We start from the raw sequence: 22,069 nt of genomic DNA, 5'->3' as shown, positions 1-22,069 counted from the left end.
ACTGAGGCGGAAGTGATCGGTGCCGCTCACCTGCCACAGAACTGACTCATGAGTAAGATAGCGCCATGGCCACTCCATCGCGTCGCCGCGCCGTGATCGTTTCCGGTGCCCGCACGCCCTTCGTCCGCGCCTTCGGCGACTACGTCCATCTCGACTCCATCGCGCTCGCCGATCAGGCCGTGCGCGGACTACTCGACCGCGTCCCGGCCGTCGCCGATGCCATCGAAGCCATCGTGTGGGGCGGTGTGATCCTCCCCTCCGGCGCCCCGAACATCGCCCGCGAAATCGCCCTGGACCTGGGACTCGGCCACGGCGTCGAGGGGCACACGGTGACCCGCGCCTGCGCTTCCGGACTCCAGGCCATCACCACCGCCGCGTCGGCGATCGAGCGCGGTGAGTACGACATCATGATCGCGGGCGGCTCGGATTCGGTCTCCAATGCGCCGGTCAACCTGCCCGCCAAGCTGGTACAGACCGCCGCTCCCCTGGCGCTCGGCACACCCTCGCCCCGTGACTACCTGGGCGCCGTGCTGCGCCTGGCCCCGTTCACCGGGCTGCTCCCCAGCCGTCCGACGATTTCCGAACGCACCACCGGCGAGGTGATGGGCGAATCGGCCGACAAGATGGCACGATCCACCACATCAGCCGCGAGGCGCAGGACGAGTTCGCCGCCCGGTCCCATGCGCGCGCCGCAGCAGCCATCGCCTCGGGCCGCTTCGACGACGAGGTAGTGCCGGTGACCACGCCCGAGGGGAAGACCGTGACCCGCGACGGTCTCGTGCGCGATAACACCAGCCCCGAGAAGCTCGCCGGCCTCAAGCCGGTGTTCAACCGCGACGGCACCGTGACCGCGGGGAACGCCAGCCCGCTCACCGACGGCGCCGCCGCCGTCCTCGTGATGAGCGAGGAGAAGGCCCGCGAACTGGGGCTCACTCCCCTCGCCGCCATCCGGTCGTGGAGCTATGTGAGCGTGGACCCGGCCGACGAGGTCTTGATCGGGCCCGCCATCTCCATGCCCCGCGCGCTGGAGAAAGCGGGCCTGAAGCTCGAGGATGTCGACCTCGTGGACATCCACGAGGCCTTCGCCGCGCAGACCCTCTCGGTGCTGGACGCGCTCGCCAGCCCCACCTGGGCGAGGGAACGGCTCGGCCGCGAGACCCCGGTCGGTGAGATCGACGCCGACAAGCTCAACGTGCACGGCGGCTCCGTTTCGATCGGTCACCCGTTCGGCGCCACCGGAGCGCGGATGGCCACCACGATGGCCAACGAACTGGCCCGCACGGGCAAGAAGACCGCGCTACTCGGGATCTGCGCGGCCGGTGGGCACGGCGCCAGCGTGGTGCTGGAGCGCGTCGACTGATCAGGTGACCGAGAGGCCACCGTCGACGCACAGGTTCTGGCCCGTCACGAACCGTGCGCCTTCCCCCGACAGGAACACCGCCGCGGCCGCGAAGTCCGACGGTGCGCCGAGCGTGCCGGTGTGGGCGCGGCGCCGGAAGTAGTCGGCGCGTGCGGGATCGGCGAGCACGGCGGTGGTCATCGGCGTCGCGACCAACCCCGGAGTGAGCGAATTCGCGGTGACCCCGCGCGGCGCCCAGGCCTCGGACTGCGAACGGGTGAGCCCGGTGATACCCGCCTTCGCCACGCCGTAGGCCCCGCTGTTGCCGAAGGCGCGGTGCGCCTGCGTCGACGCGACGTTGACGATGCGACCCCAGCCGCGCTCGGCCATCCGTGGGCCGTAGTGCTGTCCGAGCACGAACGGAGCATCGAGGTTCACCGCAAGGATCTCCCGATAGAGCGCATCGCTGATCTCGCCGAGCGGCGGACGCGGATTCGTTCCAGCGCAGTTGATCAGGATATCGACGGCGTCGGCGCGGGCGTCGACCGCGGCGATCAGGTCCTCGACACCACCGGCGAGGTCGACGCTGATGCCATCGGGTCCGAGCCGACCGCGATCGCGGCCCGCACGCAACACCCGGGCACCGGCACCGTCGAGCGCGGCGGCGACGGCCGCTCCGATCCCGGAGCTGGCGCCGGTCACCAATGCGGTGCGTCCGGTCAGGTCGAACAGTGCCGCCACCTCGGATCGCATGCGGACACCCTACGTGCCAACGCCGTTAGGCTGGAGCGATGTTGGGTCTCACATTGATGTTCAAGAGATTCTTCGGCGCCGTGCGCACGAGCTGGCGGGACCCGTCGACGCGCGGGGCGGTACTCAGCCTGGCGATCATCGTGACCGCGGCGACGATCTTCTACACGCTCGCTGAGAAGTGGTCGGTGATCGACTCGCTGTTTTACGCCGTCTCGGTGGGATTGCCCATGGGCAACGGCCCGCTCAGCCCCACGCTGACGCTGTCGAAGATCTTCACCCTCGTGTACGCGATCCTCGTGGTCGGCCTGTTCGTCACCGTCGGCGGATCACTGGCCAGCGCGATCGTGCAGAACAACACCGAGAAGTTCAAGCGACTCAACCGCAAGGGTTCGGCCGAGGCGGAGGACTGACACTCACGCCAGAACGGCGTAGAGCCAGATGGACACGGCACACAGAGCCCCGGCGAGCTCGATGAGGATGAGCAGGCCCGCCGCCTTGGTGGCGGCGATCGCGCCGGTCCAGCCCGCCCGGACGTCCTTGAGCCGCACCGCTTCGGCGACGAAGGTGCCGAGGATGAAGCCGATCAGCAACCCGATCACCGGGATCACGAAGAACAGCACTATGCCGGTGACACCGCCTGCGACGAGCGACCACTTGCCCACCCCGGCCTTGGCCATGGTGCGGTGGCCGACGAAGTACTTGATCGCCCAGGCCAGCACCATGACGGCAAGCGCTGCGGCGAACACACCCCAGGCCGAACCGCCGGTGAAGATCGCCCAGATCAGGATGCCGAGTGCCACGAGTGTCGATCCCGGCAGCACGGGAATCACGATGCCGAGCAGCCCCAACACCATCAGCGCGACGACCGCGACGTAGCCCCACGAGTTCACGCACGAATGTTAGCGGCAAATCTCGCTGCTGGATGTAAGTCCACCGCGTTCGGCCGGCCGCACCGGCCACCACCAAGGATCGCGAATCGTGCTCAGGTCAGCAGTACCGTCGCGAAGGTGGCCACCTGCTCGAATCCGACGCGCTCATAGGCGCGGCGGGCGGGCGTGTTGAAACTGTTGACGTACAGGCTGGGCACCCGACCGGTGCGACGCACCGCATCGGCGACCGCGGCGGTGCCGGCGCCGCCGAGCCCCTGTCCGCGCAGATCGGGCCGCACCCAGACACCCTGTATCTGGCCGACGGTGCGCGAGACGGCCCCGACCTCGGCCTTGAAGGCGACATCGGGCCCGTCGAAGTAGACGTAGGCACGGCCGCCGAGGATGGTGTTGGCGACCCGGCGGCGGTAGGCGCGGCCGCCATCGCCGACGCGGGGATCGATGCCCACCTCCGCGGTGAACATGGCGATCGAGGCGTCGAGGTAGCGGTCGAGTTCGGCCATCCGGGCCGGCCGTACACCGCGGTGGGGTGCGGTCGCCGCCCCGGCCATCACCATCAGCGGCTGCTCGTCCCGCACTTCCCGGGCGGGGCCCCAGGCGGTTTCGAGGTCGGACCACAGCGGCAGCACCAGTTCAGCGCGGCCCACCACCGACGCGGCGGTGCGGGCGCCCCGGCCCGCGCGGCCGGCGAAGTACCGCATATCGTCGAGATCGCCGCGCAGCGGCATCAGGTTCGCCCCGGCGAAGCACAGCGCGGACGCGGAATCGCGATGCGACCACAGCTCACCGCCGAGTGATCCGGGATCGGTGCCGTACTCCTGCACGCGGCCCGCCACCATGCAGGCGGCGATGGGGTCGGCGTCGAGGACGGACAGCACCTTGGGCAGGTCCCGTGGCGGGACCGGCCTCTCGTGCAGCATCCTCAACACGGGCGACTCCTCACGCTTGGCGACGGCCTACCTACGACACGGTGACCACAGGGGCACCGGTCCCCTCACTATCCCCCGATTCCTCGGCGATCCGCAGCGCTTCCTCGATCAGGGTCTCCACGATCTGCGCCTCGGGGACGGTCTTGATCACCTCACCCTTGACGAAGATCTGGCCCTTGCCGTTGCCGGAGGCCACGCCGAGGTCGGCCTCACGGGCCTCGCCGGGACCGTTGACCACGCAACCCATGACGGCCACGCGCAGCGGCACCTCCATGCCCTCGAGGCCGGCGGTCACCTCGTTGGCCAGCTTGTAGACATCGACCTGCGCCCGGCCGCACGACGGACAGGAGACGATCTCCAGCTTGCGGGGCCGCAGGTTCAGCGACTGCAGAATCGCATCCCCCACCTTGATCTCCTCGGCCGGCGGCGCGGACAGCGAGACCCGGATGGTGTCGCCGATACCCTCGGCGAGCAGGGCGCCGAAGGCGACGGAGCTCTTGATGGTGCCCTGGAAGGCGGGGCCGGCCTCGGTGACGCCGAGGTGCAGCGGGTAATCGCACTGCGCGGCGAGCTGCCGGTATGCCTCCACCATGATCACCGGATCGTTGTGCTTGACGGAGATCTTGATATCGCCGAAACCGTGCTCCTCGAACAGGCTCGCTTCCCAGAGAGCGGACTCCACGAGCGCCTCCGGGGTGGCCTTGCCGTACTTCTCCATCATCCGCTTGTCGAGCGAGCCGGCGTTGACGCCGATGCGAATCGGGATGCCCGCGTCACCGGCGGCCTTCGCGACCTCCTTGACGCGGCCGTCGAACTCCTTGATGTTGCCCGGGTTCACCCGCACAGCGGCACAGCCGGCGTCGATCGCGGCGAAGATGTACTTGGGCTGGAAGTGGATATCGGCGATCACCGGGATGTTCGCCTTCTTCGCGATGATCGGCAACGCGTCGGCGTCCTCCTGCCGCGGGCAGGCGACGCGCACGATATCGCAGCCCGATGCGGTGAGCTCCGCGATCTGCTGCAGCGTGGCGTTCACGTCGTGAGTCTTGGTGGTGCACATCGACTGCACCGAGATCGGGCTGTCGCTGCCGACACCGACGCCACCCACGTTGAGCTGGCGGGTCGTGCGACGAGGGGCGAGCGTCGGGGCCGGGGCTGCCGGCATTCCCAAACCTACGGACATGTGCTGCTACTCCAATTCAGTTGAAGAGCTTGATGGGATTGACGATATCGGCCGTGAGCACCAACAACATGTACCCGCCGGCGAGGGCGAGCACCACATAGGTGAGGGGCGCGAGCTTCATGTAGTCGACGGGGCCGCCCTTGCGCCGGGTGACCAGGTCGCGCAGCTTCTCGTAGATCACGACCGCCATGTGGCCACCGTCGAAGGGCGGGACCGGCAGCAGGTTGATCAGGCCCAGCATCAGGTTGAGCCCGGCGAGCAGGAGGAAGAACACCTGCCACATGTCGCGCTCAGCCACCTCGCCCCCGATCATCGCGGCGCCCACCATGGATTGCGGAGTGTCGAGGCCGCGCTCCTCGCCCTGGATCGACTTGATCAGGGCGGGCACCTTCTGCGGCAGCTGGCCGATGGCGATCACTGTGCGCTTGCCGAGGTCGGCGGTGAAGGCCGCGGTGCCACCGATCGCCGTGAGCGGGTTGTAGTGGTTCGTGCCGCCGAGCGTGCCGACGGTGATGCCGATCGTTGGACCGGTGACCTCGGTGTAATCCTTGGCCTCCGGCGCCTTACGCCACTTCTTGGAGATGATCGGGTCGACGGTGATCGTCTGGTCCTGGCCGTCCCGGACGATGCCGAGGGCGATCGGTCCCGACGCGTTCTGGAGCGCGTCGATCACGGTGTCGGCGTTGACCGGCGTGCCGTTGACCGAGGCGATGACGTCGCCGAACTGCAAGCCGGCCTGGGCCGCCGGGCTGGGCTTGCACTCGCCGATCGGCTGGCCGGGCTTTCCCTCCGGTGTGGGCTTGGTGGTGGCTTCGGCCACACAGCCGGTGCCGGCGACGGCTGCCTGCGCCGGAGTGTTGATTGCGGGCAGCCCGGACACCACGGCGACGCCATAGATCAGCGCGATACCGAGGACGAAGTTCATCGCAGGGCCGGCGAAGAGCACGAAAAGCCGCTTCCACGCGGCCTGCTTGTACATCGCCTTCTCCTGCTCAACGGGCGTTTTCAGCTCGTCCAGCAGCGTCATTCCGGCGATATCGCAGAAGCCGCCCAGTGGCAGCGCCTTGACCCCGTACTCGATCCCGTCCGGGCCCTTAGGGCGCCTGGTCGACCACAGCGTGGGCCCGAAGCCCACGAAGTAGCGCCGCACCTTCATTCCCGTGGCCTGTGCGGCCCACATGTGCCCGCACTCGTGCCACGCGATCGAGGCGAGGATGCACAGCGCGAACGCCGCAATACCCAGGCCATACATCATGGACACCAGGATACCGGGGTCCGCGACTGAGACGGACCGCGTGATCCGCGCTTCCGCTCAGGGCCGAATTCGCGGGCGGCGCCCTCGCTCAGGCGAGCCCCACGAGTTCTGCGGCGCGGGCACGGGCCCAGTCCTCCGCGGCGAGCACATCGGCCACGTCCCGCGGCTCGGCCTGCCACTGGGCACCGTCGGACACCACCTGAGCCACCGTGTCGACGATGGCGAGGAAGGAGGTGCGGCCGTCGAGAAAGGCCTGCGCGACCACCTCGTTGGCGGCGTTGAACACCGCGGTCAGGCTGCCGCCGCGGGTACCGGCGTCGCGCGCGACCGCGATCGCGGGGAAGGTCTGGTCGTCGACCGGAGCGAAGGTCCAGGTGTGCGCCTGGCTGAAGTCGCAGGCCACGGAGGCGCCCGGCACTCGGTCGGGCCAGCCGAGCGCGAGGGCGATCGGCAGCTTCATCGACGGCGGCGACGCCTTCGCGATGGTCGCCCCGTCGACGAAGGTGACCATCGAGTGCACCACCGACTGACGGTGCACGGTGACGTCGATGCGGTCGTAGGGAACACCGAACAGCAGGTGCGCCTCGATGACTTCGAGGGCCTTGTTCACCAGCGTCGCCGAGTTGAGCGTGATCATCTGCCCCATCGACCAGGTGGGGTGCTGGGCGGCCTGCTCGGGCGTGACATCAGCGAGTTCGGCTCGGGTGCGGCCGAAGAAGGGACCACCGGATGCGGTGAGGACGAGGCGGTCGACCTCGGCCGCCGAGCCGCCGCGCAGGCACTGAGCGATGGCGGAGTGTTCGGAATCGACGGGCACGATCTGGCCGGGCGCGGCGCGCCCCAGCACCAGCGAGCCGCCCGCGACCAGCGACTCCTTGTTGGCGAGGGCGAGCCGTGCACCGCTGTCGAGAGCCGCGAGAGTGGGACCGAGGCCGAGGCTGCCGACGACGCCGTTGAGCACGACGTCGGCATCGATGGTCTCCACGAGCCGGGTCATGGCGTCCGGTCCGGTGAGCGCACCGTCGAAGGCCGCCGCTCGCGAGGGGTCGGCGATGCCGATGCGGGCGCCATCGAGGCCCGTGGCGCGGGCCTGCTCGGCCAGCAGGTCCGGGTTGCCACCGCCGGCCCCGAGGCCGACCACCTCGAACCGATCGGGGTTCGCGGCGATCACCTCCAGGGCCTGGGTGCCGATGGAACCGGTGCTGCCGAGGATGAGGACGCGGGTGGTCACCGGCTCAGCGTATCGGCGCGGTGGCCGGTCTCGACCATCCGGCGCGCCCCGCGGGCCGTCCACTAGTCGGCGACAAGCGCGCCGAAAGCGGCCGCCCATAGCGTCCGGGCCATGGGAGCAAGCTGCAGTTTCATCGTCCTGTCGGTCGGCGACCCCAAGCGGTGGTTCGACGATCTTCCGCCCCTCGACGCCGAGGCGACCGACCGCCTCGCACGCAGATTCGCAGGCGATCTCGTGTTCGACGGTGCCACCGACCTCGGGCGCGGCACGGCGCCCTTCGAGGACATGGTCGCCGCGGGGGTCTTCGGTCCGCTCGCGATCGTCGTGGCGCGCGAGCTGGCCACAGAATCAACGGCATTGCCGCTCGCGGTCGTCTCCACGGAGCCGTACACGTGTGTCGACCACTTCGTCCTGCAATCGACGGTCGGTCTGGGCTGCTACGGGCACTGGAGCGAGGGGCGACTGGTCCGTGCGTTCGCCGCGGCGGACAGCGACATCTATGACGACATCGGCGAGCGCATGCCCTTCGAGATCGGTGTGAACTATGACGAGGACCACAGCTTCGGATGGATGGTGAATGAAGCGATGGCCCTGCGCCTTGGATTCCTGTTCGAGGGTCGGTGGATCGAGGACGCGATACGCCCCGGGGATGTTCCTCTGCGCCGCTACCGATACCGCCGCTGACATCACGCCGCGGTAACGTCTCCCCGGCTCACCCAGCCGACTGATCCTGGCGCCGGACGGCACCGTCGTTCCGTGAACTACTCGACCGGCGCCGTGCCGGTCACGGCGGATACCGGCAACGGACCGTAGAGGTGCGGAAAGAGCTCCTCGGCACCGGGCGCGGGCGGCTCGTGGCGCACGTCCAGCCCCGTCGGATCGATGGACAGCAGCACGAGATCGGCGGCGAGAACGTCGGCGTAGAAGCGTTCCCGCACACCGCGCCACTGCTCGGCGGTGGAGCAGTGGATGAATCCGACGTCGGCGAGCGAGGCGCCGCGGGTCGAGACGGTGTATTCGCCCGGCGCCTGCGCGGCGTCCCAGTCGGCGACGAAGGCCAGGTGGAAGATCACCCGGACGACGCTACCGCGCGTTTGCGCCGCCCCTGATACGACGAACCGTCGTAGCGGGATAGGATTCGTGCATACCCCGGGACTTCGCCTCCCGGAACCGCGGTAGGCAGCGACGAAGGAGATTCAGTGGCAACCACCGACCTGGAGCGTCAGAGCACTTCGACGGTCGACGAGGCCGACGTGCCCTCGAAGGACTGGGGCTGGAGCGGCACCGCGCCCAACGCCGCCCGCATCGCCGGCGTGCTGTTCGCGCTGCTGCTGCTCGGCATGACGATCGGCAACCACACCGGTAAAACCGAGGACATCTGGCTGGTGGGTTTCGCCGTCGCCATCCTCGGCGCCATCGCGGTGAACTGGTACACCAGCCGCGGCAAGTGGAAGAACTGACGGACCGCTAGCGTCCCGACGAACGCCTGATCCGTAACGCGGATCAGGCGTTTTCTTCTGCCGCGAGCTGCCCGCACGCCGCGGCGATCTCCTGTCCGCGGGTGTCACGCACGGTGCAGGACACACCCTGCGCGATCACGCGGCGCACGAATTCGTCCTGCCGGTCCTTCGGCGACGCGTCCCACTCGCTACCCGGTGTGGGGTTGAGCGGGATCAGGTTGACGTGCGCGAACTGGCCCAGCTTCGTGCGCAGCTTCTCCCCCAGCATGTCGGCGCGCCAGGGCTGATCGTTCACATCGCGGATCAGTGCGTACTCGATGGACACGCGGCGTCCGGTCTGATCGGCGTAGTACCGCGCTGCGTCCAGCACCTCGGCGACGCTCCAGCGGTTGTTGACGGGTACCAGCGTGTCGCGGAGCTCGTCGTCGGGCGTGTGCAGCGAGACGGCGAGCGTCACCGACAGACCCTCGTCGGCCAGCTTGCGGATGGCGGGCGCCAGGCCCACGGTGCTCACGGTCACGTGCCGCTGCGAGATCCCGAGCCCCTCCGGCGCCGGTGAGGTGATCCGGCGCACGGCCTGCACTACCCGCTTGTAGTTGGCGAGCGGCTCGCCCATGCCCATGAAGACGACGTTCGACAGCCGGCCGGGGCCGCCCGCGACATCGCCGTCCTGCATGGCCTTGGCGGCGCTACGGACCTGGTCCACGATCTCCGCGGTCGAGAGGTTCCGGTCGAGGCCGCCCTGACCGGTGGCGCAGAACGGGCAGGCCATACCGCAGCCGGCTTGGCTGGAGATGCACAGCGTGGCGCGGTCGGTGTAGCGCATGAGCACGGACTCGAGCAGCGTCCCGTCGTGCAGGCGCCACAACGTCTTGCGGGTGGTGCCGCTGTCGGTGGCGATGTGCCGGATCGGTGACATCAACTCGGGCAGGAGCGCCTCGCCGACGGTGCCGCGCGCGGACGCGGGCAGATCGGTCATGGTGGCGGCATCGGCTTCGAGCCGGCCGTAGTAGTGGCGGGCGAGCTGGTTCGCGCGGAACTTGGGCAGACCGAGGTCGACGACGGCCTGTTGCAGCTCGTCGTCGGTGAGGTCGGCCAGGTGGCGCGGGGGCTTGCCGCGCTTGGGCGCGTCGAATACCAGGGGAAGGGAGGTGCTCATGTCTCCACCAGTGTCCCACGGTTTCGCGGTGGGCGATCAGGTGGCAGGATAAGCCGCATGGCAGCGAACGAAGACCGTGTTCGGGACAGCAAAGAGCCCGTGGAGATTCCGGCATACCCCGACGCCGAGGCACCGTCGACCGCGCCCGCCACGAAGGGCGACGGGGTGACCCTCGACGCCTACGACCAGGTCAAGCACACGCGGTCGGCATCGCTGTGGTCCGGACTGGTCGGCGGCGCGATCATCCTGCTCGTGCTGCTCGCGTTCATCGTGCAGAATCAGCAGAACACCCAGATCAAGCTTCTTTTCTGGGAGGCGAACCTGCCGCTCGGAGTATCCCTGCTGATCGCGGCCATCCTGGGCGCGCTCGTGGTGGGCTCCGCGGGCGGACTGCGCATCTTCCAGCTGCGCCGCGCCGCCAAGAAGATGCGCGACTGACGTCCGGGCCGCCGCGAGCCCCACAGTGCCGCGGTGAAACGATGGACCCATGCGTGCGTGGGTCGTCTGGTCAGTGGCGACGTTCGCCTATGTGATCGGCGTTCTGCAACGCACCTCGTTCGGCGTGTCCGGCACCGAGGCCGGCGAGCGGTACGGCGCCGCACCCGCGACCCTGTCGGCGTTCGTCGTGCTCCAGCTCGTGGTCTACGCGGGTATGCAGATCCCGGCGGGTCTGCTCCTGGACCGCTTCGGCTCGCGCCGCCTCGTGTTCACCGGTGCGGTGATCATGGCGCTCGGGCAGATGACACTCGCGCTCAGTGAATCGCTTCCGGTCGCGATCGCCGGCCGCGTGGCCGTCGGAGTCGGTGACGCCCTCACGTTCGTCTCGGTACTGCGCCTGGTGCCCGCATGGTTCCCGGTGCGGCGCATCCCGTTGGTCACACAGCTCACCGGCATGACGGGCCAGCTCGGCCAGATCCTCTCGGCCGTGCCCTTCCTCGCGTTGCTGCATGCGTCCGGCTGGACGCCCGCCTACCTGGGGGCCGCAAGCCTGGGCCTGATCGCGGCGGTGTCGGTGATCGCCGTGGTCCGCGACGCCCCACCCGATCGAGTGGCGCCCCGGGTCACCGTCCGCGTCGGCGACATACCCGGGATCCTCCGGTCGACCTGGATGCACCCCGGAACCCGGCTCGGCTTCTTCACGCATATGGGCGCGATGTTCTCGGTGACCGCGTTCATGCTGATGTGGGGTGTCCCGTATCTCACCCTGGGACAAGGACTCTCGTCGGCATCGGCGGGCGCGATCGTGAGCTTCGGTGTGGCCGCGACGCTGGCCGCTGGGCCGGTGATCGGCTTCCTCACCGGTCGTTTTCCGATGCGCCGGTCGTGGATGGTGATCGGCATCATCGTCGCCAGCGCCACGGTGTGGACGGCGGTCCTGGTGCGCGACGAGCCATCGCCGGCGTGGTTGCTCACACTGCTCGTCCTGGTGATCTCGGTGGGCGGCCCGAGTTCGGCGATCGGCTTCGACTACGCCCGCTCGTTCAACACCACCCGGGTGCTGGGCACCGCGCAGGGCATGGTGAACATCGGTGGTTTCCTCGCCAGCCTCGTCTTGATCCAGGCGATGGGCTCGATCATGGGATCGGGTGAGGGCCTGAGTTTCGACGGGTTCCGGGCAGCATGGATGGCGCAGTATCCGCTGTGGGCGATCGCGCTGATCGGCGTGATCATCACCCGCAGGAAAGCACGACGTCGCGATGGGATCACGCCCCGCCCACTCCGCGAAGTGGTGCGGCGAACGCCCTCCCCGGAACGTTAGGCGGGCATGAGGGCCGTGAGCGCCGCCCAGACGACCACGGCGCTGGGCAGCAGCGAATCCAGGCGGTCCATGATGCCGCCGTGACCGGGCAGCAGGGTGCCCATGTCCTTGATCCCCAGGTCGCGTTTGACCTGAGATTCGAGCAGATCACCCAGGGTGGCCGTGATCACCACGACGGGACCGAGGATCAGCCCCCACAGGGGGTTCACATCGAGCAGGTACTTGAGCACGAGGACGGCGCCGATCGCGCCGGCCACCATCGACCCGGCGAAACCCTCCCAGGACTTCTTCGGGCTGATCGCGGGGACCATCGGATGCTTACCGAACAGCACGCCCGCCGCGTACCCGCCGACGTCGGAGCAGACCACCAGGATGATCAGCGCCGCGACCCGCTGCGGCCCGCGGTTATCGGGCAGCACCAGCATGGCTCCGAAGGCCGCGAACAGCGGCACCCAGGCCAGCACGAAGACGGTGGTGGAGATGTCGCGGGTGAAGGAGTTCGGCGCGGCGGTGCTCTGATGACCCAGCAGCCGCCAGATCATCGACACCAACACCGTGGCGGTGAACGCCGCGAGCACCCCCTCCGGCCCGAGCGGCCAGCACAGCCAGATGATGGCCTGCCCGCCGATCAGCATCGGCCACAGCTCCAGGTTGGTGCCCGCGGCGCGGAACCGCTTGACCACCTCCCAGGTGGCCACGGCCACCGCGGCGGCCACGAGGGGCACCCACAGATGCGGCGCGAACACCAGGATCGCGACGATCATCAAGCCCAGGCTCACGCCCACCGCGATGGCGGCGGGCAGGTTGCGTCCGGCACTGATCCGGCGTTTGGCCGGCGGCGATTCGGCGTCGGGTTCGCCGGTCGCCGATTCCGGGGTATCAGCCACGGCTAGACCTCCATCAGATCGGCTTCCTTGTGCTTGACCAGGTCATCGATCTGCGCGGTGTACTTGGCGGTCGTCTTGTCGAGGTCCTTCTCCGCGCGCGAACCCTCGTCCTCGCCGGCGTCACCGTCCTTGACGAACTTGGCGATCTGCTCGTTGGCCTTGCGGCGCACGTTGCGGATGGACACCTTGGCATCCTCGCCCTTGCTCTTGACCTGCTTGACCAGCTCCTTGCGGCGTTCCTCGGTGAGCTGCGGGATGCCCACGCGGATCAGTTGCCCGTCGTTGGTCGGGTTCACGCCCAGGTCGGAGTTGCGGATCGCGGTCTCGATGTTGCCCAGCTGATTAGCCTCGTAGGGCTTGATCACCACGAGCCGCGCCTCGGGCGTGGTGATGGAGCTGATCTGGGTGATCGGGGTGGGTGAGCCGTAGTAGTCCACCATCACCTTGGCGAACATCGAGGGGTTCGCGCGGCCGGTGCGGATCGACTGAAAGTCCTCCCGGGCCACCGAGACGGCCTTCTCCATCTTCTCCTCGGCGTCGAAGAGTGCTTCGTCGATCACGGTGTCGTCCTTCGTGTAGGCAGTCGGTGGGAGGGTGTGCGGCCGTCAGGGACGGACCAGCGTGCCGATCTTCTGGCCGGCGACGGCGCGGGCGATGTTCCCCTCCACCAGGAGATTGAACACCAGCATCGGCATCTTGTTGTCCATGCAGAGGCTGAACGCCGTCGCGTCGGCCACTTTGAGGCCCTTCTCCAGGGCCTCGCGGTGGGTGATCTCGGTGAACATCTCGGCGTCCGGGTTGGTGCGCGGGTCGCTGTCGTAGACCCCGTCCACGGCTTTCGCCATGAGGACCACCTCGGCACCGATCTCCAACGCGCGCTGCGCGGCGGTGGTGTCGGTGGAGAAGTAGGGCATGCCCATGCCTGCGCCGAAGATCACCACGCGCCCCTTCTCCAGGTGCCGGCGCGCGCGCAGCGGCAGGTAGGGCTCGGCGACCTGCCCCATCGTGATCGCGGTCTGCACGCGGGTGTCGACCCCCTCCTTCTGCAGGAAGTCCTGCAGGGCGAGGCAGTTCATCACAGTGCCGAGCATGCCCATGTAATCGGATCGAGCACGGTCCATGCCACGGTTCTGCAGCTCTGCGCCGCGGAAGAAGTTGCCGCCGCCGATCACCACGGCCACCTCGTGGCCGCTGCGGGCCACCTCGGCGATCTGGTGCGCCACCGCACTCACGACGTCGGGGTCGAGCCCCACCTCTCCGCCGCCGAACATCTCACCGCCCAGCTTGAGCAGCACGCGCTTGTAGCCGTGCCGTGCCGGATCGTGCGAAGAGTCCTGCTGAGTTCCTTGGGCCACGTCTGTCACGGCCCCTATCCTATGCGGGCCGATCAATTCCTCGGAGCCGGTCCTCGATCAGGTTGGCCACGGCGCGCTGTCCGATCTCCGTCGGATGCAGTCCGTTGGCGTCCGGCTCCTGCGCCTTGAGCTTCACGCCTCCCAGTGCCACATAGGGTTCCGCCGCGCACGCGGGCCGCGACGTGGGCGGCGCGATGTACAGGGCGCCGCGATCGGCTGCGACCTCAGCGATGAGTTTCTCCATCCCGGCGTACCAGCGGCGCCAGTGGTCGACGTTCTCCGGCGGGATCCCGGCGCTGTCGAGACAGGCGGCGTTCTCGGGCCCGGAGAGGGTGAACAGCGGCAGGTAACCGACGAGCACGATCCGCACATCGGGAGCGGCGGCCCTGCGGATCGCGTCGACGGTGGCGGCGTACTGGGCGCGGACGAAGGCCCATCCCTGGGTGCCGGGCAGGTTCTGCTCCGCGACGGCACGGCACTGCTCATCGGGCTCGGCGAAGCAGTGCATGACCACTCCCCCGAAGCCCATCGAATTCGCGCCCGCGAGGATGGTGACGAGGCGGGTGTACGGACCGACGCCGTACAGCTGCGGGGACGTGTTGGGTTTCGGCGAGGGCTGGGTGAGGTCGTCGAGGGTGGCGCCGGAACAGGCGCGGTCGGTGAACGAGTAGCGCTGGAGTCGTTGTGCCAGCACGTGCCCGAGGTCGTCGCCGTTGCGGGCGCACAGGTCCATCGCCTGCACCTTCTTGCGGGATCCGGACGCGGCGTAGCTGTCGCCCATGGACACGTACTGTGCGCCGCCGGGAAGGTCGGGGATGTAGCTGGTGGCGTTGGTCTGATAGTGGACGTAACCGCTGCCGCCGCCGATCAGGGTGGAGGCTCCGGTCGCCAGGACCAGGCAGAGCACGACCACTACTGCGATCGCACGACGGGTCCCGGACACCCCGGCGACACTACACAGGGACGAACTCGCTCTCGCGGAGCGCGAGGTAGGCCGACGGGGTGAGCCCCAGGAAGGTGCGCACCTCACGGCTGAGGTGCGCCTGGTCGGAATAGCCGCGCTGCGCGGCGACCTCGGCGGCGGCGCGACCGCCTTCGAGGTCGCGTCGTGCGGCGTCGAAGCGCATCAGGCGAGCGGTCTCTTTGATGCCCATGCCGAACTCAGCGGTGAACTTCATCGCGAGGTACCGAGCCGACCAGCCGGATCGCTCCACGAGCTCGGCGACGGTGACCCGCCCGCGGCGGGCGGCGAGGAGCGACCAGGCCGCGGCGGCGTCGGGCTGGACCTCGCGGCCGGACGTGGCGTACCTCGCCAGCACCGAGGCGGCGATGGTCTCCCGGTCGGCGACGGACGCCGCGGCGACCCGCCCGTGCAACTCGGCGGCGAGCCGCGGGTGGAGGTCGTCGAGTTCGACGGCCTCTCCTGCGAGTTCGGCCGCGGGGGCGCCGGTGAGGGCCCGCACCAAGCTGGGTGCGACGTCCACCTGGACACCGCGTTGCAGCCCGTCGTGATGTACCCAATACGGCGTCGGGTGCATCCCGGACAGGCAGCGCCGGAAGGTGGTGCGCCCGGTTAGACCCGGCCCCGTCAGGTCCAGGCCGTGGCCGAGGTCGATGATCATCGTGAGCGTCGGCGAGGGAACGGCGAGGTGGGTGCCCGGGACGACTCCGCTGATGTCGTAGGCAACGGCCCGGGCGATCGCGGGGTGCGTCACCCCGCGTAGGTACCGAAACTCCATGTGTTGCCCTCCGGGTCGGCGACGGAGAATCCCCGGGACCCATAGTCCTCTTCGGCCATATCGCGCACCAGGGTGGCGTTGATGTCCTTGGCCCGGGCGTAGACGGCATCGGGGTCGGCGACCACCACGTAGAGGTTGCCGCTGCCGGGCACCGAGGAGAAGGTCTTGTCCTGTTTGCAGGCGGAGTGGATCATCACGCGGCCGCCGTCGGGCCACAGCATCTCGGAATGGACCACCTCGCCGTCACCGTCGCCCTCGACGACGATGCCGTCCTCGAATCCGAGGCGGCGCAGCCAGTCCCGGGCGGCGAGCGGGTCGGTGTAGGTGAGTCCGGGCCAGATGTTGGTATCGGTGCGTGTGGTGTTCATGACTCCACCCTGACACCCGGCGGCACCGTCGGGCTTGAAGATTTCCGCACACCCGCGAAACGACTTCGGGCCGTCCAGGCGCTGCGAACAGCACCCGGACGGCCCGAAGGGCGGAAAGGATTACTCCTGGCCGACCTCGAAGCGGGTGAAGGCGAGCACCTTCACGCCGGCCTCATCGAGGACCTGCTGGACCGACTTCTTGCTGTCGGTCACCGAAGCCTGATCGGGGAGAACGGTGTCCTTGTAGTAGGCCACGGTCTTGCCCTCGATGATCTTCGGCAGCGCCTGCTCCGGCTTGCCCTCGGCACGCGCGGTCTCCTCGGCGATGCGACGCTCGTTCTCGATGACGTCGGCCGGAACCTCATCCCGGCTGGCGTAGCGCGCCTTGAGCGCGGCCACCTGCATACCGGCGCCACGGGCGGCCTCGGCGGCGGTGTCACCGTCACCCGAGTACGAGACGAGCACGCCCACGGCGGGCGGCAGGTCCGAGCTGCGCTTGTGCAGGTAGACGGCGACGGGGCCGTCGTACCGAGCGACGCGACGCAGGACGAGCTTCTCGCCCAGCTTGGCCGACGCGGCCTCGATGCGCGATGCGACGGTCTCGCCGTCGAGCGGCAGCTCGAGTACGGCCTCGACGGTCGCGGCGTCCGATGCGGCAGCGGCGCCGACGATCGCGTCGGCGAGCTGCTGGAACTCCTCGTTCTTCGCGACGAAGTCGGTCTCGGAGTTGAGCTCGATGAGCACGCCGTCCTTGGCGGACACGAGGCCCTCGGCGGTGGAACGACCGGCGCGCTTGCCGACGTCCTTGGCGCCCTTGATGCGCAGCACCTCGACGGCCTTGTCGAAATCGCCGTCGGTCTCGGTGAGCGCGTTCTTGCAGTCCATCATCCCCGACCCGGTGAGGTCGCGGAGACGCTTGACATCAGCGGCGGTGTAGTTCGCCATGTGCGACTCCTGTTCGTAGAAGGGAAGGTCGTGCGACCGGTCGCCCGATCAGGCTTCCGGGGTCTCGGTGGGCGCCGAGGCGGGAGCCTCGGTGGCCTTGGCCTCGTCACCGGCGGTGGCGACGGTGGCCGACTCGAGCAGCTCCTGCTCCCACTCGGCGAGGGGCTCACCGGCACCGGCCTCGGGCTTGGCGTCGCCACCGGCGACACCGGCGCGGGCCTGCACGCCCTCGGCCACGGCCGAAGCCACGACCTTGGTCAGCAGGGCAGCAGACCGAATGGCGTCGTCGTTGCCCGGGATCGGGTAGTCGACGAGGTCGGGATCGCAGTTGGTGTCGAGGATCGCGATGACCGGGATGCCCAGCTTGCGCGCCTCGCCCACGGCGATGTGCTCCTTGTTGGTGTCCACGACCCAGATGGCCGAGGGGACCTTGGCCATATCGCGGATACCGCCGAGGGTGCGCTCGAGCTTGTTCTTCTCACGCGTGAGCATGAGGATTTCCTTCTTGGTGCGACCCTCGAAGCCACCGGTCTGCTCCATGGTCTCCAGCTCCTTCATGCGCTGAAGACGCTTGTGGACCGTCTGGAAGTTGGTGAGCATGCCGCCCAGCCAGCGCTGGTTCACGTAGGGCATGCCGACGCGAGTGGCCTCCTCGGCGATGCTCTCCTGGGCCTGCTTCTTGGTACCGACGAAGAGAACGGTGCCACCGTGGGCGACGGCCTCCTTGACGAACTCGTAGGCCTTATCGATGTAGGTCAGCGTCTGCTGCAGATCGATGATGTAGATGCCGTTGCGGTCGGTGAAGATGAAACGCTTCATCTTCGGGTTCCACCGGCGGGTCTGATGACCGAAGTGCGCGCCGCTGTCCAGCAGCTGCTTCATGGTGACGACTGCCATGATGCCTCTTTCGTAGTTGCAGTTTCTCACGCCGCGACGACCTCGTTCCCACTGGTCAGCGGGTCGAGATCGGGCGCGGTGTCCTGGTGTTCCGTCGAGCTGCACTCCCTTGGGGAAGGGAGACCGCGCTGCTCGGCACGCCCTGGGGCGCCGGGGGAACACGCGAAGTCACTCCGCCATAGGGACGGAGCGCGAATCCAGTGTACGCCGCAGTCGTCGACCTGCGAAATCGTCGCGATCTCGCAGGTGGGCGGCACACACCGCGTTAGGCGTCGACGGGGTCGGCGCGACGTTCCTCAGCGCGCTTGTCCCAGAAGTCCGCACCGACGATGCCGAGGCCGGCGGGGTCGAACTGCGGGTCGATCCCCATTTTCTGCTGCCGCTCGAAGTCGCGCAATGCCGCGAAGGCCGCGTTCTGCAACACCAGGATCCCCAACACGTTCAGCCAGGCCATCAGGCCCACACCGAGATCACCCATCGCCCAGGCGTCCTTCGCCGTCGCAACCGCGCCGAAGGCGACCGACACCAGGATCAACGCCTGAAGCAGGAGCGTCAGCGTGCGCCCGAGCGGCGAGTTGATTCCCGGGATCACGTAGGTCGCCGCTCGGCCCATCAGGAACCGCAGATTCGTCTCGGCCATGTAGTAGTAGGCGACGATCGTGGTGAAGCAGAAGAAGGCCAGAGAGATCGCGATGAAGCTGGCTCCGGCGCCATGGAAGACGGTGTCGAAGCCCTGCTGCGGATAGGCCGGCCCGACGGTCGGATCGCCGGTGAGCGCGCCACCGTCCGCAATCACGGGCGCGGTCTGCGCATCGCCGTCGAAGACCTTGTAGGCACCGGTGCTCAGGATGAGAAACCCCGTCGCGGAGCATACGAAGAGGGTGTCGACGTAGACCGCGAAGGCCTGCACCAGGCCCTGCTTGGCGGGATGACTGACCTCGGCGGCGGCCGCGGCGTGCGGCCCGGTGCCCTGGCCGGCCTCATTGGAGTAGATGCCACGTTTGACGCCCCACATGATCGCCGCACCGACGGCGCCACCGATCCCCGCCTCCAGGCCGAAGGCGGACGCGATCACCAGCGTGAAGACCTCGGGAACCACGGAGGCGTTGACGACCATCACGACCAGGGCTGCGGCGATGTAGACGATCGCCATGAACGGCACCACGACGGTGGCGAAGGTGGCGATCCGCTTGACACCGCCGATGATCACGAAGGCCAGAACGATCACGATGCCGACGGCGGCCACCCAGGGCTGCACACCCCACGCGCCGTCCATCGCGACCGCCATCGAGTTGGCCTGGACCATGGGCATCAATAGTCCGCAGGCGAGCACGGTCACCGCAGCGAAGATCAGGCCGTACACCCGGCCGGCGAGAGCGTATCGGGTGTGCGCCCAAGCACGGGAGAAGTAGTACGCGGGCCCGCCGCGGTACTCCCCCGTCAGCCGGTCGCGTTCCTTGTAGATCTGACCGAGCGTGCATTCGACGAAGGATGTGGGGCCTTACCCCCTGTTCTTGGACACGTGTAATCCAGCACATGGCTGGGGGAAGTGAGAATCCAAGGATGGCCAGGAAGAGTTACACCGATGAGTTCCGGTGCCGGGCGGTGGACTTGTATGAGTCGACGCCGGGTGCGACGTTGCAGGGGATCGCGGCGGATTTGGGTGTGCCCCGGGGATCGTTGAAGGGGTGGGTCGACAAGCTCGGCTCCGGGACGAGGACCGCGTCGGCTGCGGCGGGGGTGTCAGTGGGGCGGCGGGAGTCGCAGGCGGCGAGGATCACGAGGCTGGAGGCCGAGAATGGGGTGTTGCGGGTCGAGCAGGCAAAGCTTGCTGAGGAACGCGACATTCTCCGTCAGGCGGCGAAGTATTTCGCCGGGGAGACGAGTTGGTGAACCGCTTCCAGTTCGTTGAGGACCACAAGGACGCCTACGGCGTGAAGCGGTTGTGCCAGGTGATTGGGATCGCGCGGTCGTCGTTCTACGCGTGGCTCGCTGCAGCGCAGGGGCGGGCCGCGCGGACGGCGGCTGACTCGGTGCTGGCGGGCCGGATCCGGGTGCTGCAAGACCCGAAACAGGGCGGGGATCGTGCTTACGGAGCGCCTCGGATCACCGCTGACCTCAACGCCGGCGCAGCCGAGAGTGAGCGGGTCAACCACAAGCGCGTGGCGCGCGTGATGCGTGAGCACGGCCTGGCCGGAATCCGGCTCCGCAAGCGTGTGAAGACAACCGTCCCGGATCAGTCCGGTCGACGCTTCCCAGATCTGATCGGCAGGAACTTCAGCACCGGCGGTCCTGGTCGCCGCTACGTCGGCGACATCACCTACCTGCCCATCGCCGACGGCAGCAACCTCTACCTCGCGTCGGTCATCGACCTGGGCTCACGCAAGCTGGCAGGCTGGTCGATGGCCACTCACATGCGCACCGAGCTCGTCGAAAACGCACTACGGGCCGCGCAGCGCGAACGCGGCACCCTGGCTGGGGCGATCTTTCACTCCGACCACGGGTCGGTCTACACCTCGAAGGCCTACACCGCCCTCTGCGAGCACTTCGGCGTGACCCAGTCGATGGGAGCGATCGGCTCGTCCGCGGACAACGCCCTCGCTGAGAGCTTCAACGCGACCCTCAAACGCGAACTCCTCCAAGGCCGACCAGCGTTCGGCGACCAGGCCACGGCCTACCGGGCCGTGTTCCGGTGGGCCAACCGCTACAACACCCGCCGCCGGCACTCCGCGATCGGCAACATCACACCAAACACCTACGAAACCGCCTACCGCGCTACGCTCACGCAAGCGGCATAACCGAAATGACATCGTGTCCAAGATCCAGGGGCAAGGCCCGTGGAAGCGCCGAGGAAGGCCATCACCCACATCCAGAACAGCGCGCCGGGGCCGCCGAAGGCGATGGCCGTCGCGACGCCCGCGATATTGCCGGTGCCCACCCGTCCCGCCAGTGAGATCGCCAGCGCCTGAAAGGAGCTCACCCCGCTGTCGGACTTCTCTCCGCCGATGAGCTGCTTGATCATCGCCGGGATTTGCCGCACCTGGACGAATCGCGAACGGATGCTGAAGTACACCCCCGCACCGAGGCAGAGGAACACCAGCGGCGGGCTCCAGACGTATTCGTTCAGCGTTGCGATCAGCTCTGACATGGTCCGACCGTACGCAGCACGACGGCACGCGAGGCGGTGATGCGTCAATCCGAAACAAACATTTTGCAAAGCCTCGATAAAGCTGCGTTACGCGAACAGCTCCTCGAGGTGCCGGTCGACCGCGGCGAGCGCCTCCGCCGGCCCGAGGACGCCGAGGTCCAGCAGGGGCGTCAGACCGGTCAGCGCCAGGACGCGATCGGTCTCGACGACCGGGTCCCGTTCCGGCGCGATGGAGCCGTCGGCGATCGCACCCGCGATGAGCGACTGGACCTGCGACCGCCCCTGCTGCATGCCGTCGCGGGCGCGTTCACGGATCTCGGTGTCGTGCAGCGCTTCCAGGATGTAGGCGGCGCTCATACGACTGGTCACCCGGGCGTCGGAATGCAGGGGCAGCATCTCGGTGAGGGTCAAGCGCAGCACATCGCGGGGGTGCGGGTCCGGCCCGAGCTCGGCGAGTCCGAGGGCCACCCGGGCGGCGGTCTGCTCGGACGCGAAGTCCATGGCGAACGCGAGCAGCTCGCGACGACTCGCGAAGTAGTGCTGGAGCTGGCCGTGCGACATGCCCGCTTCCTTGGCGACCTCGCGCAGGCTCAGTTTCAGCACCCCGTGCCGGTCCACGACGCGCCACAGCGCCCGCGCGATCATTTCGCGTCGCTCCTGATGGTTCACCTGTTTCGGCACCCGGCCACCCTCCGATCCTCACCAATACACTTGAAATAATACAGATGGCTGATAACGTCGGAGGCGAGGACACGCCGAGCCGAAGGAGACCGCG

The 22,069-nt window shown here is 68.3% G+C and carries 23 protein-coding genes and 3 pseudogenes; 7 read left to right on the top strand and 19 right to left on the bottom strand.

Features of this window, described 5'->3' with window-relative positions; all coding sequences use genetic code 11:
• The first annotated feature begins 65 nt into the window (after positions 1 to 65).
• A pseudogene (locus TPAU_RS08475) lies at positions 66 to 1,360 on the top strand (acetyl-CoA C-acyltransferase).
• Here the strand turns inward: TPAU_RS08475 and TPAU_RS08470 are convergent.
• Positions 1,361 to 2,092 (bottom strand): SDR family NAD(P)-dependent oxidoreductase, encoded by a 732-nt coding sequence (locus TPAU_RS08470; RefSeq protein ID WP_013126335.1) that lies wholly within the window; start codon positions 2,090 to 2,092, stop codon positions 1,361 to 1,363.
• Positions 2,093 to 2,130: 38 nt separating this feature from the next.
• On the opposite strand from TPAU_RS08470, the gene TPAU_RS08465 reads away from it, so the two are divergent.
• Entirely contained in the window at positions 2,131 to 2,502 is a 372-nt protein-coding gene (locus TPAU_RS08465) for an ion channel (protein WP_013126334.1), read from the top strand.
• Positions 2,503 to 2,505: 3 nt separating this feature from the next.
• Here TPAU_RS08465 and TPAU_RS08460 read toward each other — a convergent pair whose 3' ends face one another.
• The 5 genes from TPAU_RS08460 to dxr all read right to left on the bottom strand — a co-directional run bounded on the left by TPAU_RS08460 (position 2,506) and on the right by dxr (position 7,577).
• Positions 2,506 to 2,982: a DUF456 domain-containing protein gene (locus TPAU_RS08460; protein ID WP_013126333.1), complete on the bottom strand. Its 477-nt coding sequence runs from the start codon at positions 2,980 to 2,982 to the stop codon at positions 2,506 to 2,508.
• A gap of 92 nt (positions 2,983 to 3,074) precedes the next feature.
• Positions 3,075 to 3,908, bottom strand: coding sequence for a GNAT family N-acetyltransferase (locus TPAU_RS08455; protein WP_013126332.1), 834 nt, complete (start codon positions 3,906 to 3,908; stop codon positions 3,075 to 3,077).
• A 31-nt stretch (positions 3,909 to 3,939) separates the two neighbouring features.
• The gene (gene ispG, locus TPAU_RS08450) at positions 3,940 to 5,091 is read right to left on the bottom strand and encodes a flavodoxin-dependent (E)-4-hydroxy-3-methylbut-2-enyl-diphosphate synthase (protein ID WP_013126331.1); all 1,152 of its coding nucleotides are present in this window, start codon (positions 5,089 to 5,091) and stop codon (positions 3,940 to 3,942) included.
• 16 nt (positions 5,092 to 5,107) lie between these two features.
• Positions 5,108 to 6,346: a M50 family metallopeptidase gene (locus TPAU_RS08445; RefSeq protein WP_013126330.1), complete on the bottom strand. Its 1,239-nt coding sequence runs from the start codon at positions 6,344 to 6,346 to the stop codon at positions 5,108 to 5,110.
• Between the two features lie 88 nt (positions 6,347 to 6,434).
• Entirely contained in the window at positions 6,435 to 7,577 is a 1,143-nt protein-coding gene (gene dxr / locus TPAU_RS08440) for a 1-deoxy-D-xylulose-5-phosphate reductoisomerase (RefSeq protein ID WP_013126329.1), read from the bottom strand.
• 111 nt (positions 7,578 to 7,688) lie between these two features.
• Between dxr and TPAU_RS08435 the strand changes: the two genes are divergently transcribed.
• A complete protein-coding gene (locus tag TPAU_RS08435; protein ID WP_013126328.1) occupies positions 7,689 to 8,261 on the top strand; it encodes a DUF6928 family protein in 573 nt (190 codons plus the stop codon).
• 77 nt (positions 8,262 to 8,338) lie between these two features.
• On the opposite strand, the gene TPAU_RS08430 is transcribed toward TPAU_RS08435, so the two are convergent.
• Positions 8,339 to 8,650: a DUF952 domain-containing protein gene (locus TPAU_RS08430; RefSeq protein ID WP_013126327.1), complete on the bottom strand. Its 312-nt coding sequence runs from the start codon at positions 8,648 to 8,650 to the stop codon at positions 8,339 to 8,341.
• 126 nt (positions 8,651 to 8,776) lie between these two features.
• Here TPAU_RS08430 and TPAU_RS08425 point away from each other — a divergent pair, with 126 nt between their 5' ends.
• Positions 8,777 to 9,037, top strand: a complete 261-nt coding sequence (locus tag TPAU_RS08425; protein ID WP_013126326.1) for a DUF2631 domain-containing protein — start codon at positions 8,777 to 8,779, stop codon at positions 9,035 to 9,037.
• 43 nt (positions 9,038 to 9,080) lie between these two features.
• On the opposite strand, the gene rlmN is transcribed toward TPAU_RS08425, so the two are convergent.
• A complete protein-coding gene (gene rlmN, locus TPAU_RS08420) occupies positions 9,081 to 10,196 on the bottom strand; it encodes a dual-specificity RNA methyltransferase RlmN (protein WP_013126325.1) in 1,116 nt (371 codons plus the stop codon).
• Positions 10,197 to 10,253: 57 nt separating this feature from the next.
• Between rlmN and TPAU_RS08415 the strand changes: the two genes are divergently transcribed.
• A complete protein-coding gene (locus TPAU_RS08415) occupies positions 10,254 to 10,634 on the top strand; it encodes a LapA family protein (protein WP_013126324.1) in 381 nt (126 codons plus the stop codon).
• Positions 10,635 to 10,683: 49 nt separating this feature from the next.
• Positions 10,684 to 11,955, top strand: a complete 1,272-nt coding sequence (locus TPAU_RS08410; RefSeq protein ID WP_013126323.1) for an MFS transporter — start codon at positions 10,684 to 10,686, stop codon at positions 11,953 to 11,955.
• Here TPAU_RS08410 and TPAU_RS08405 read toward each other — a convergent pair.
• The 9 genes and pseudogenes from TPAU_RS08405 to TPAU_RS08365 form a co-directional block, all read right to left on the bottom strand.
• A complete protein-coding gene (locus TPAU_RS08405) occupies positions 11,952 to 12,842 on the bottom strand; it encodes a phosphatidate cytidylyltransferase (RefSeq protein WP_013126322.1) in 891 nt (296 codons plus the stop codon). The genes TPAU_RS08410 and TPAU_RS08405 overlap by 4 nt on opposite strands.
• 2 nt (positions 12,843 to 12,844) lie before the next feature.
• A complete protein-coding gene (gene frr, locus TPAU_RS08400) occupies positions 12,845 to 13,402 on the bottom strand; it encodes a ribosome recycling factor (protein ID WP_013126321.1) in 558 nt (185 codons plus the stop codon).
• Positions 13,403 to 13,447: 45 nt separating this feature from the next.
• Complete coding sequence (gene pyrH / locus TPAU_RS08395) at positions 13,448 to 14,206, bottom strand: UMP kinase (protein ID WP_013126320.1); 759 nt, start codon at positions 14,204 to 14,206, stop codon at positions 13,448 to 13,450.
• A gap of 10 nt (positions 14,207 to 14,216) precedes the next feature.
• Positions 14,217 to 15,140, bottom strand: a complete 924-nt coding sequence (locus tag TPAU_RS08390; RefSeq protein ID WP_147291074.1) for an SGNH/GDSL hydrolase family protein — start codon at positions 15,138 to 15,140, stop codon at positions 14,217 to 14,219.
• 10 nt (positions 15,141 to 15,150) lie between these two features.
• Positions 15,151 to 15,912 carry a helix-turn-helix domain-containing protein gene (locus tag TPAU_RS08385; protein ID WP_245537861.1) on the bottom strand — a complete coding sequence of 254 codons (762 nt, stop codon included), beginning with the start codon at positions 15,910 to 15,912 and terminating at the stop codon, positions 15,151 to 15,153.
• A complete protein-coding gene (locus TPAU_RS08380; protein ID WP_013126317.1) occupies positions 15,909 to 16,304 on the bottom strand; it encodes a VOC family protein in 396 nt (131 codons plus the stop codon). Before TPAU_RS08380 ends, TPAU_RS08385 begins: the two co-directional genes overlap by 4 nt.
• Before the next feature lie 120 nt (positions 16,305 to 16,424).
• On the bottom strand, positions 16,425 to 17,249 hold the full coding sequence (tsf, locus tag TPAU_RS08375) for a translation elongation factor Ts (protein ID WP_013126316.1): 825 nt from the start codon (positions 17,247 to 17,249) through the stop codon (positions 16,425 to 16,427).
• A 48-nt stretch (positions 17,250 to 17,297) separates the two neighbouring features.
• Positions 17,298 to 18,146, bottom strand: a complete 849-nt coding sequence (rpsB, locus tag TPAU_RS08370) for a 30S ribosomal protein S2 (RefSeq protein WP_013126315.1) — start codon at positions 18,144 to 18,146, stop codon at positions 17,298 to 17,300.
• Positions 18,147 to 18,411: 265 nt separating this feature from the next.
• A pseudogene (locus TPAU_RS08365) lies at positions 18,412 to 19,641 on the bottom strand (alanine/glycine:cation symporter family protein); the annotation flags it as partial.
• Positions 19,642 to 19,709: 68 nt separating this feature from the next.
• Here TPAU_RS08365 and TPAU_RS08355 point away from each other — a divergent pair.
• A protein-coding gene (locus TPAU_RS08355; protein WP_086012697.1) for an IS3 family transposase occupies positions 19,710 to 20,944 on the top strand; the annotation gives its coding sequence in 2 pieces (ribosomal slippage) (positions 19,710 to 20,019 and positions 20,019 to 20,944; 1,236 coding nt in all).
• Here the strand turns inward: TPAU_RS08355 and TPAU_RS08350 are convergent.
• Positions 20,944 to 21,294 (bottom strand): annotated as a pseudogene (locus TPAU_RS08350) (alanine:cation symporter family protein); the annotation flags it as partial. The gene TPAU_RS08355 and the pseudogene TPAU_RS08350 overlap by 1 nt on opposite strands.
• An 87-nt stretch (positions 21,295 to 21,381) precedes the next feature.
• On the bottom strand, positions 21,382 to 21,975 hold the full coding sequence (locus tag TPAU_RS08345) for a TetR/AcrR family transcriptional regulator (protein ID WP_013126313.1): 594 nt from the start codon (positions 21,973 to 21,975) through the stop codon (positions 21,382 to 21,384).
• Positions 21,976 to 22,069 lie beyond the last annotated feature (94 nt).

The organism is Tsukamurella paurometabola DSM 20162 (assembly GCF_000092225.1).
Classification (GTDB): domain Bacteria; phylum Actinomycetota; class Actinomycetes; order Mycobacteriales; family Mycobacteriaceae; genus Tsukamurella; species Tsukamurella paurometabola.
Note: the sequence above shows the minus strand (reverse complement) of the source record. Positions and strands in the feature narration are given on the sequence as shown.

Coding starts and splice junctions, on each gene's coding strand:
- rpsB (WP_013126315.1), bottom strand. CDS start 18,146: ATGGCAGTCGTCACCATGAAGCAGCTGCTGGACAGCGGCGCGCACTTC.
- TPAU_RS08415 (WP_013126324.1), top strand. CDS start 10,254: ATGGCAGCGAACGAAGACCGTGTTCGGGACAGCAAAGAGCCCGTGGAG.
- TPAU_RS08435 (WP_013126328.1), top strand. CDS start 7,689: ATGGGAGCAAGCTGCAGTTTCATCGTCCTGTCGGTCGGCGACCCCAAG.
- TPAU_RS08465 (WP_013126334.1), top strand. CDS start 2,131: ATGTTGGGTCTCACATTGATGTTCAAGAGATTCTTCGGCGCCGTGCGC.
- TPAU_RS08410 (WP_013126323.1), top strand. CDS start 10,684: ATGCGTGCGTGGGTCGTCTGGTCAGTGGCGACGTTCGCCTATGTGATC.
- rlmN (WP_013126325.1), bottom strand. CDS start 10,196: ATGAGCACCTCCCTTCCCCTGGTATTCGACGCGCCCAAGCGCGGCAAG.
- tsf (WP_013126316.1), bottom strand. CDS start 17,249: ATGGCGAACTACACCGCCGCTGATGTCAAGCGTCTCCGCGACCTCACC.
- TPAU_RS08470 (WP_013126335.1), bottom strand. CDS start 2,092: ATGCGATCCGAGGTGGCGGCACTGTTCGACCTGACCGGACGCACCGCA.
- TPAU_RS08380 (WP_013126317.1), bottom strand. CDS start 16,304: ATGAACACCACACGCACCGATACCAACATCTGGCCCGGACTCACCTAC.
- ispG (WP_013126331.1), bottom strand. CDS start 5,091: ATGTCCGTAGGTTTGGGAATGCCGGCAGCCCCGGCCCCGACGCTCGCC.
- TPAU_RS08445 (WP_013126330.1), bottom strand. CDS start 6,346: ATGATGTATGGCCTGGGTATTGCGGCGTTCGCGCTGTGCATCCTCGCC.